The organism is [Clostridium] aerotolerans DSM 5434, from assembly GCF_000687555.1.
Classification (GTDB): Bacteria; Bacillota; Clostridia; order Lachnospirales; family Lachnospiraceae; genus Lacrimispora; species Lacrimispora aerotolerans.
This window is the reverse complement of record NZ_JHWJ01000030.1, coordinates 1-9,707: the sequence shown is the minus strand read 5'-3', so window position 1 is coordinate 9,707 and position 9,707 is coordinate 1. Positions and strand designations below refer to the sequence as shown.

Genomic DNA, 9,707 nt, shown 5'->3' with positions numbered 1-9,707 from the left:
CCAAAGCCCAAAGCCCAAAGCCCAAAGCCCAAAGCCCAAAGCCCAAAAATCATTATAATGAAATGTAAAAAATCTGCAAGCCCATAACAATAAATTGTCTATAATAAATTGACTCATTTAAAAAATATCATCTGTCAGCATCTATACACAGATAAGAATATAACTAAAAATATAAATTCAACACCAACTACTTTAGACACAAAATCATCAGATGCCCATGTACGTTTATAACTATATTAAATTATAAGTATAAATCTCTTAGAAATACAATCTAGAATTGCAACTAAAAAACAAAACAGAATAAGGAATGTAATCCGAAAGAAACAGATAAACAGCGAAATAACACTTTTACAGAATAACCATATGATAGTAGAATTTAAAACTTGTGATAAGTATAATCTATTTTACAAAAATAATCAATTATCTTTTTTCATTTATATAACAAAAATATTTACACTCCAATACAGAAAATATTATAACAAAAATAACTACCTTTAACAAATAGAATCAAAATAATTTTGCAGCACTCAACCTCCCTCCGTCAATTACCCACTCTTCACTTCCACATTCTCCACCCAACCCTATCTCTCCTCATTTCATTCTCTCCTCTCCCTAAATCCTCCAAAAAACCGAACTTGTCCCCCCTACTACTATCTACTCACCCAACCGCTCATCTACCCTAAAGCTCATCTACCAGATTCTCTCCACCCCCATATGCAACAAAACAGCCCACAATCTCATCCATAACATTAAGATTCTTCTAACAAATCACTTTAAAATCTTATTATTTTGTTACAATTTGCAAATTAATTGTATTATTAACTTTGTCTGCATATAATTATATCAGCAGATAATATCTGCAGGCAATCGTGTATAGGGTGGTTGGCCTCTATTCTACATAGAATGGAGGGGTTGCTTATGAAGAATTTTGACTTTAAAGACATGATGTCTTTTGGCATGTTCATCTTAGCACTACTGACATTCATTTTTATGACATGTCAATAAGTAAAAAACCTCCCCTGTACTTTGGCCGGTAGGGAAGGTTTTCTAAAATTTCGATCGGTCAACCACCCTGTGGCGATTGCCTATGTTAAGTATATTATAACAAATAAATGAATTATTACAAGTAAATGAAATAGTTTTTCAAACACCTCTTAATTTCCGGTGTCACTGACAAGATCATAGAAGGATGCCTGCCATAAACGGGCATTTTCTCTGATGTCTATTATTTCAGGAATTACAAGCTATTCCTGATTATTCTATCAATTTTGGTTCAGTCTCGCAAGCTTCTCTGCCTGGTCTGCTGCAATCAGGGAATCCAGTAATTCGTAAATATCCCCATTCATAATATTATCAATCTTATAAAGTGTCAGCTTGATTCTGTGATCTGTTACACGGCCCTGAGGGAAATTGTAGGTACGAATCTTCTCAGAACGATCTCCCGTTCCAATCTGACTTCTTCTTTCCTCTGCCTCAGAGTTTTGGCGTTTTTCCAGCTCCAGATCGTAAAGCTTGGAACGCAGCAGGCGAAATGCCTTTTCTTTGTTCTGAAGCTGTGATTTCTCTGTCTGGCTGTAAATAACGATTCCGGTAGGATTATGAGTCAGTCGTACTGCGGAGTCAGTCGTATTGACACACTGCCCACCGTTTCCGGAAGCACGCATTACATCAATTCTCACGTCCTTATCCTCAATCACAACATCGAATTCCTCGGCCTCAGGCATAACTGCAACCGTAGCTGTAGATGTATGAATTCTTCCGCCGCTCTCTGTCTCAGGGACTCTCTGAACACGGTGCACACCGCTTTCATATTTCATCTTGGAATATGCGCCTTTTCCTGTGATCATTGCAACTACTTCCTTAAAACCGCCGATTCCATTTTCATTGACACTTATAAGCTCTACCTTCCAGCGCTGACTTTCCGCATAGTTAACGTACATACGGTATAACTGAGAAGCAAATAACGCAGCCTCATCGCCGCCTGCACCGGCACGGATTTCCAAAAGGATATTCTTATCATCATTTGGATCCTTTGGTAAAAGTAAAATCTTAAGCTCCTGCTCTAATTCTTCTATACGCTTCTTGGCATCGGATAATTCCTCCTTTGCCATTTCACGCATATCTTCGTCGTTTTCTTCCTCAAGAAGCAAAAGGCTGTCTTCTACGGCCTGCTTTGCCTTCTTATACTGGGTATAGGTTTCAACAAGATCTGCTAAATCTGCCTGCTCCTTCATCAGCTTACGAAAACGATTCTGATCTTCAGCGACGGAAGGATTGTTAAGCTCCTGCATTAATTCTTCATAATGAACCAAAATATCATCTAACCTGTCAAACATAGGTAACCTCCTGAATCTTACAAAACGGGCCTCGCCCAAACTTATTTCATAACGGCACAAACCACACGGTCTAATCCTGCCGCATCTTTTACTACCCGTATTTCGGCAAAGCCTGCATCTTCAAGCAATGCACTGACTGACTCTGCCTGATCATATCCGATCTCAAAATATATCGATCCCCCGGGATTTAAGAATCTGCGTCCCTCTGAAACAAGCTGTCTGTAAAAAAACAGTCCGTCTTCCCTGCCATCAAGGGCAAGCATAGGTTCAAAATTCCGTACCTCCGGCTGAAGCTCCTTTATAATCTCTGTTGGAATATAAGGAGGGTTAGAAACGATGATATCAAACCTGCTCTCTGGTTCAACCGCCTGAAACAGATCGCTTTCTATCAGGGTAATCCTGCCTGGTCCTAAAAGGACATCTGCATTTCTTTTTGCCACTTTTAAGGCTTCTTTGGATAAATCGACAGCAGTCACATCCTCAAATCCGCCGATGTTAGACAGGCTGATTGCAATGCAGCCGCTTCCGGTGCACATATCCAGGATCACAGGCTTTCTGCCCTTATAATCCTTTAAAATCAATTCTACGAGGGTCTCTGTATCCTGTCTTGGGATCAAAACGTGTTCATTCACAAAAAACTCTAATCCCATAAATTCCCGGCTTCCCGTAATATGCTGCAACGGAATCCGTTGAGATCTTTTTTCAATCATAAGACGATACTGTTTCACCTGATCTAAGACCTGGTCATCCTCAGATAATACTGTTCCTCTATCCAGAAGAAAATGAGTCATATCCGTATGAAATACCTCAAAAAGCAGATATCTGGCATCTATAGTTGCCTCGCCTATTCCTGCCTCTGCCAGCACCTTTGCACCCTCTGTTAGTAATAAATCCAATGTCAGGCTCATGAGTATTTCTCCGGAAAATTCTTAGCTAAAAATGCACGCCAGTCAAGAACAGCTTCAACCGAAGCGATTCCAACTTCAATCATGGAGTCATCCGGTTCCTTAGTGGTAAGCTCCTGCATCCATATACCAGGACGGCTTAAGAGATTCACAAGACTGGAATCACTGCGGCCAGCAAGGCGTAAGAATTCATAGGAAACACCTGCAATTACCGGGATTAAAACAATTCTGCTAAGAACTCTAAGGGGAACGGTGTCTACCTGTACCACCATAAAGAATAAAATACTGATAATCATAACAATCAAAAGAAAACTGGTACCGCACCTCTTATGTTCTTTGGAGCTGTTTCTAACATTCTCTACAGTGAGCTCCAAGCCATGTTCCAGACAGTTGATGCATTTATGCTCTGCTCCATGGTACATAAAGGTTCTCTTAATATCCTCCATACGGGAGACCAGTTTGATGTAAGCAATAAAAATTCCAATTCGGATCACGCCCTCTAAAATAGCCATCACCGTATGAGAACTTACAAAACGCTGAAAAATACTGGCGAGAAACATGGGGAGTACCATGAAAATACAAATGGCCATCACCACGGAAAAGACCATGACCATACTCATAAGAGCCTTCTCCATCTTTTCTCCAAATATTTTTTCAAGGAACTTTTCAAATTTTGATGGTTCCATGTTTTCTTCATCATCTTCAAAGAAACTAGCCGAAAATGTCAGAGCTCTCATTCCAAGAATCATGGAATCTGCAAAGCTGAAGACTCCCCGGACAAATGGAAGTGCAAAAAACTTCACCTTTTCTCCCATACTGACATAAGAATCTTTTTTTACCTCAATGGCACCGTCCGGCTTACGGACTGCTGTGGCATACTCATCCCCGTTTTTCATCATAACGCCTTCAATTACGGCCTGACCGCCGATTCCTGAATACTTCATACGCCAACCACCTCTCTATTTAAAATGGAAGCTTTTGCCTTTTCAAAATTTCAAAAAAGGTTGAGCTAAAGTGTTTCCACTAAACTCAACCTTTTCTTTGCTCCAAACTTATTCAGCGTTAACGCCATATTTACGATTGAATTTATCAATACGTCCACGAGCGGAAGCAGCTTTCTGCTGTCCGGTGTAGAATGAATGGCATTTAGAACAAACTTCTACGTGGATATCTTCCTTTGTAGAACCAGTTACGAATTCATTACCACAGTTACAAACAACTTTTGCCTGATAGTAATTTGGATGGATTGCCTCTTTCATGATTTTCACCTCGCATAATCTGATTTCTATTAAATCGCGGTACTTAAACCGACTTTGTCTAATAAACAGCTTGTATAGTATAACATAGATAATTTTCTAATGCAAGCATTTATTTCTATAAAAACCCGTAATTCCTAGAAAAACCGCATTTTCTTGGAAGCCTCGACAAATTCCCAGTTGTTTTTTGTCTTGGAGAACAAATCGAGAATTTTTTCCACTGCATCTTCTGGCTTTAACGTGTTGGTAGCCTTGCGGATATTGTCCACTGCCTCTGCCTCTTCTCTGCTTAACAGCAAGTCATCTCTTCTGGTACCAGACTTTAAGATATCAATAGCAGGGAATATTCTCTTTTCAGACAGCTTCCGGTCAAGAACCAGTTCCATGTTTCCAGTTCCTTTAAATTCTTCATATATGACATCATCCATACGGCTTCCTGTATCCACCAGGGCTGTGGCAAGAACGGTAAGGCTTCCGCCTTCTCTCATATTTCTGGCTGCTCCAAAGAAACGCTTCGGCATATGAAGAGCGGCCGGGTCAAGACCACCGGATAAGGTACGTCCGCTTGGCGCCACGGTTAAGTTGTAGGCCCTTGCAAGACGGGTAATGCTGTCAAGCAAAATGACTACATCACGCCCATGCTCCACCAGACGCTTCGCCCGCTCCACTACCATCTCGGACACTCTCTTATGTCTCTCTGGAAGCTCATCAAAGGTGGAATAAAGAACTTCAACGTTATCTCCCACAATGGATTCTTTAATATCTGTAACCTCTTCCGGGCGCTCATCAATGAGAAGAATCATTAGATGAATCTCAGGATGGTTAAGGGTAATGGCCTTTGCCACCTGCTTAAGCAATGTGGTTTTACCGGCTTTTGGAGGGGATACGATCATTCCTCTCTGTCCTTTTCCAATGGGGGCCAGAAGATCTAAAACACGCATGGCTGTGGTATTCTTTCCTCCCTGTGTTTCCATATGAAGTCTTTTATCCGGAAAAATAGGAGTCATGTTTTCAAAGTTTGGACGGCGTTCTGCCACACTGGCTGGAAAACCATTAATTTTCTTTACATACAGCAAAGCAGCAAACTTCTCAGTCGCTGATTTTACTCTTCTGCTTCCATGAATGATATCTCCCGTTTTCATATTAAAACGGCGTATCTGGGAAGGTGCAACGTAAACATCATTTTCCCCAGGCAGATAATTTTCACAGCGGATAAATCCAAATCCATCCGGCATGACTTCTAAAATACCATGTGCATCGATTCCGCTGTCTAATTCCTGCAGTTCAGGGCTGGGCTGAAAATCCGGCTTTACTTCTTCAGCATTATAGTCTAAACGTGACTCACTGCGAACCGGTGCTTCTGCAGTATTAGCAGCTGAAGAGTTTACAGATGATGAGTTTGCCTGGGCAGGACGATATGGGGCAGGTCTCTGCTGTGCCTCTGGACGATAGGATCGAACAACTGTCTTTCTCTGGCTGTTTCCAGAGGAATATCCTTGCTGATCCACCATACCCTGGCCTTGGCCCGTTGATGCAGATGTTGGTGCAGTTGTAGATGCTGGCGCTGTTGTTGATGATGGCGCAGTTGTTGATGCTGGTGCAGTTGTTGATGCAGGCGTAGTTGTTGATGCAGGCGTAGTTGTTGATGCTGGCGCAGTTGCTGGTATGGGTGAAGATGATAAATTTGATGTAGATGATGCTATGGTTGATTTCATTATATTCTTATTATCTTCTTTATTTTCCCGTGAAGCATTCCCGTCTGAAACACGAACCGGAGAATTTTCTTCTTCCTTTTCACAAAGTAAATCTATAATTTCAGCTTTTCGCATGGAACTGCAGCCTTTAATCCCTTTGGCTTTGGCTAGCTCCTTCAATTCCGCTAGGGGGAGTGTCTGTAATTTTTCACGCATATTATTCTCCTTCATGATTCCTTATAACACATTTTTCGTAATCTTGGGAATGATTCACGATAGAATATCGCAAACAGATGGCCGGAAGTGTAATTCCGGCCCAAATCAAACTGAATCAGGTCGTACGATACGCCTATTATATACCTTAACAGAAAAAAAGAAAAGTTATTTTTTCAGAAAGCTTAGGTGGTCTTTTATTTTCTTTTCATAACCATTTTCCGTAGGGCGGTAGAATTCATTTCCCTCCATCCCATCAGGCAGATATTGCTGCTTTACATAGTTATTGGGGTAATCGTGGGCATAAAGATATCCCTGTCCATGGCCCAGCTTGGCGGATCCCTTATAGTGGGAATCCTGCAAATGCACTGGTATTGGCATGGTTTTCTGGTCCCTTACTGCCTGCTGTGCCTCAAATATCGCATTGCAGGCTGCGTTGCTTTTAGGAGCTGATGCCACGTAAGTAACTGCCTGGGATAGTATAATCTGAGCTTCAGGCAGCCCCACTCTCTCCGCAGCCTGAGCTGCCGATACTGCTACCACAAGGGCCTGAGGGTCAGCATTTCCAACATCCTCAGAAGCACAAATCATGATCCTTCTGGCGATAAATGTTAAATCCTCTCCTGCATATAGCATTCTGGCCAGATAATATACTGCTGCGTCGGGATCAGATCCTCTCATACTTTTAATAAATGCAGAAATGGTATCATAATGATTATCTCCATTTTTATCGTAGCGGACAGCCCGTTTCTGAATGCATTCCTGCGCCACTTCCATATCAATATGGATTTTTCCGTCCTGCTCGTTCCGCCCTGTTGTCATAACCCCCAGCTCAATTGCATTAAGGGCTGCTCTTGCGTCGCCATTTGCCACATCTGCAAGAAATTCCAACGCGTCTTCTTCGATTACCGCATCGTAAGACCCCATTCCTTTTTCCCTGTCATACACAGCACGGCGGATCAGCTCCTTAATGTCGTCATTACCCAGGGATTTCAGTTCAAATACTCTGGATCTGGAAAGCAAAGCCCCATTCACCTCAAAATACGGATTCTCCGTTGTGGCACCGATCAGTATCAGAGTTCCATCCTCTACAAAGGGGAGAAGATAATCCTGCTGCCCTTTATTAAAACGATGAATCTCATCTACAAACAGAATGGTCTTTTTGCCATACATTCCAAGGGAATCCTTCGCTTCCTTAACGATCTCTTCCATGTCCTTTTTACCGGCTACCGTTGCATTTAACTGCTTAAAGTCCGCGCTGGTGGTATTGGCGATGACTCTTGCAAGGGTCGTCTTTCCGGTGCCTGGAGGGCCGTAAAAGATAACGGATCCAAGCTTATCCGCCTTAATAGCCCGGTAAAGCAGCTTATCTTCACCAATAATATGCTGCTGCCCAACTACCTCCTCAAGGGTCGTGGGTCGAAGCCGGGACGCAAGAGGAGATTCCTTTTCCATGGTATTCGCTCTCATATAATCAAATAAGTCCATTTACATTCTCCTATTTTACATTCATTCTATGGGATTTTTTCATTCATTTGAGATTAAGACAGCTAAAATGAATGATTGAGATATATCTTCTGTCAGGTTTCATCTTCATTTATAAATCAGCTTTGATTTGAAATTCAGCTAAACTTTATTTAGTTTATGTTCTGGATTAAGGTTTCACATAAATTCTTTAGTATATAACCATTATGGGCAGAATCTATTTCTTTGTCAAGAACAGTTCCTGCTAATCTACTGTAAATGATTTAGAAATGATGTTTATTATTGAACCTTTGATTTTTTTAGGTTCCCATAGAATCTATCAATGATTAGACAAGCTTCGACATTCAAATTTATGTGATTTTTTCATTCTTACAAATTTGAATCCAATGAAAAAGAAATTTGGTGTTACTATGATTTATTTGAGTTACAATCGTCTTTATTTGTTTTAAAACCTTAGGAAACTGGACCTATGCAAACGTTGTTCCTTGCTCACATATCTTAATAGAAAGATATTTTAAATCTATTGCTTTGCAGCTACTTTATTATTATTCAAATTGTTATTTACATAATCCATTTTAATCCAATGTAGTAAATGATTTTACTTTTTCGTTTATTACATAATTACGATTATTCTAAGTTATTTTCTCAATTTAAATATCTTTTGGCAATGTCTGATGGCATTCCTAAATCAAACTATTTAATGACGCTTTTTACAATAAAATGGATTATATGTATGTTCAAATTCTATTGCTGGTAACTCTCCTTTTAAAATATCAGCAAATAGCATATGTTTTTTACAGCTTTATCTTTCATACGAAAGGAGTTCTATAATGAGCAATATTGCAATGCAACTAGTATTAACATCAACGACTAGTGTGACTGTTGGAAATAGAGTATTATTTAATACAACTCTCTATTCATCTGGAAATATAACTTACAATTCAGCAACAGGTACTATAACTTTTCTAGAAAAAGGTCGTTATATCATAGATTGGTGGCTGGCAGTACAAACTTCAAATTCTACGAACGGTTTGGCATTTTCGCTAACGTCATCCCAAGGCGATAATATAATAAGCAATTCACCCATAAAAACAACTCAAGTATATGGAATGGGTATTATAGATGTTATATCTGCTCCGGTTACTTTGTCTCTTGTAAATGTAAGCACATTTCCTGTAAACTTTTCTACGTTTGTTCCTGTGGTCGGAAGTTTGATGGTTGTAGAGGATAATTTGCAAGGGGGGACTGGGCCTACCGGGCCTATTGGGCCTACTGGACCGACGGGTAATGCTGGAAATACTGGACCTTCAGGGGCCACTGGACCTTCGGGCGCCACTGGACCTACCGGGGCTACTGGGCCTTCAGGCTCTACTGGGCCTTCGGGACCTACTGGACCTAAAGGCGATACTGGAACTACCGGGGCTACTGGGCCTTCGGGCTCTACTGGGCCTTTGGGACCTACTGGACCTAAAGGTGATACTGGAACTACCGGCTATACCGGACCTACTGGCGATACCGGTCCTACTGGCAACACCGGGCCTTCTGGCTATACTGGACCTACTGGCTATACCGGATCTACTGGCAACACCGGGCCTACTGGCAGCACCGGGCCTACTGGTAACACCGGACCTATTGGCTATACTGGACCTACTGGTGATACCGGGCCTACGGGGAACACCGGGCCTTCTGGCTATACTGGACCTACCGGCTATACCGGACCTACCGGCGACACTGGGCCTACCGGCTATACCGGACCTACTGGGCCTTCTGGTAACACCGGGCCTACCGGCTATACCGGGCCTTCTGGCGAAACTGGTC

6 protein-coding genes and 1 pseudogene are annotated in these 9,707 nt (G+C 41.5%); 1 reads left to right on the top strand and 6 read right to left on the bottom strand.

Translation table 11 applies throughout. The annotated features are described in order from the left end of the window. Positions 1-1,262: 1,262 nt before the first annotated feature. From prfA to T546_RS0121940, 6 genes are all read right to left on the bottom strand, one after another. Entirely contained in the window at positions 1,263-2,336 is a 1,074-nt protein-coding gene (gene prfA, locus T546_RS0121965) for a peptide chain release factor 1 (RefSeq protein ID WP_026893455.1), read from the bottom strand. 41 nt (positions 2,337-2,377) lie between these two features. Continuing rightward, positions 2,378-3,238 carry a peptide chain release factor N(5)-glutamine methyltransferase gene (gene prmC, locus T546_RS0121960; protein ID WP_026893454.1) on the bottom strand — a complete coding sequence of 287 codons (861 nt, stop codon included), beginning with the start codon at positions 3,236-3,238 and terminating at the stop codon, positions 2,378-2,380. Between the two features lie 2 nt (positions 3,239-3,240). Continuing rightward, entirely contained in the window at positions 3,241-4,185 is a 945-nt protein-coding gene (locus tag T546_RS24305; RefSeq protein ID WP_034600333.1) for a DUF1385 domain-containing protein, read from the bottom strand. 108 nt (positions 4,186-4,293) lie between these two features. Then, positions 4,294-4,500, bottom strand: coding sequence for a 50S ribosomal protein L31 (gene rpmE / locus T546_RS0121950; protein WP_024834780.1), 207 nt, complete (start codon positions 4,498-4,500; stop codon positions 4,294-4,296). Positions 4,501-4,634: 134 nt separating this feature from the next. Further along, complete coding sequence (gene rho, locus T546_RS0121945) at positions 4,635-6,407, bottom strand: transcription termination factor Rho (RefSeq protein WP_026893453.1); 1,773 nt, start codon at positions 6,405-6,407, stop codon at positions 4,635-4,637. Between the two features lie 165 nt (positions 6,408-6,572). Further along, entirely contained in the window at positions 6,573-7,892 is a 1,320-nt protein-coding gene (locus T546_RS0121940; protein WP_026893452.1) for a replication-associated recombination protein A, read from the bottom strand. A gap of 1,260 nt (positions 7,893-9,152) precedes the next feature. Here T546_RS0121940 and T546_RS24300 point away from each other — a divergent pair. After that, positions 9,153-9,707 (top strand): annotated as a pseudogene (locus T546_RS24300) (hypothetical protein); the annotation flags it as partial.

Coding starts and splice junctions, on each gene's coding strand:
- rpmE (WP_024834780.1), bottom strand. CDS start 4,500: ATGAAAGAGGCAATCCATCCAAATTACTATCAGGCAAAAGTTGTTTGT.
- T546_RS24305 (WP_034600333.1), bottom strand. CDS start 4,185: ATGAAGTATTCAGGAATCGGCGGTCAGGCCGTAATTGAAGGCGTTATG.
- T546_RS0121940 (WP_026893452.1), bottom strand. CDS start 7,892: ATGGACTTATTTGATTATATGAGAGCGAATACCATGGAAAAGGAATCT.
- rho (WP_026893453.1), bottom strand. CDS start 6,407: ATGCGTGAAAAATTACAGACACTCCCCCTAGCGGAATTGAAGGAGCTA.
- prfA (WP_026893455.1), bottom strand. CDS start 2,336: ATGTTTGACAGGTTAGATGATATTTTGGTTCATTATGAAGAATTAATG.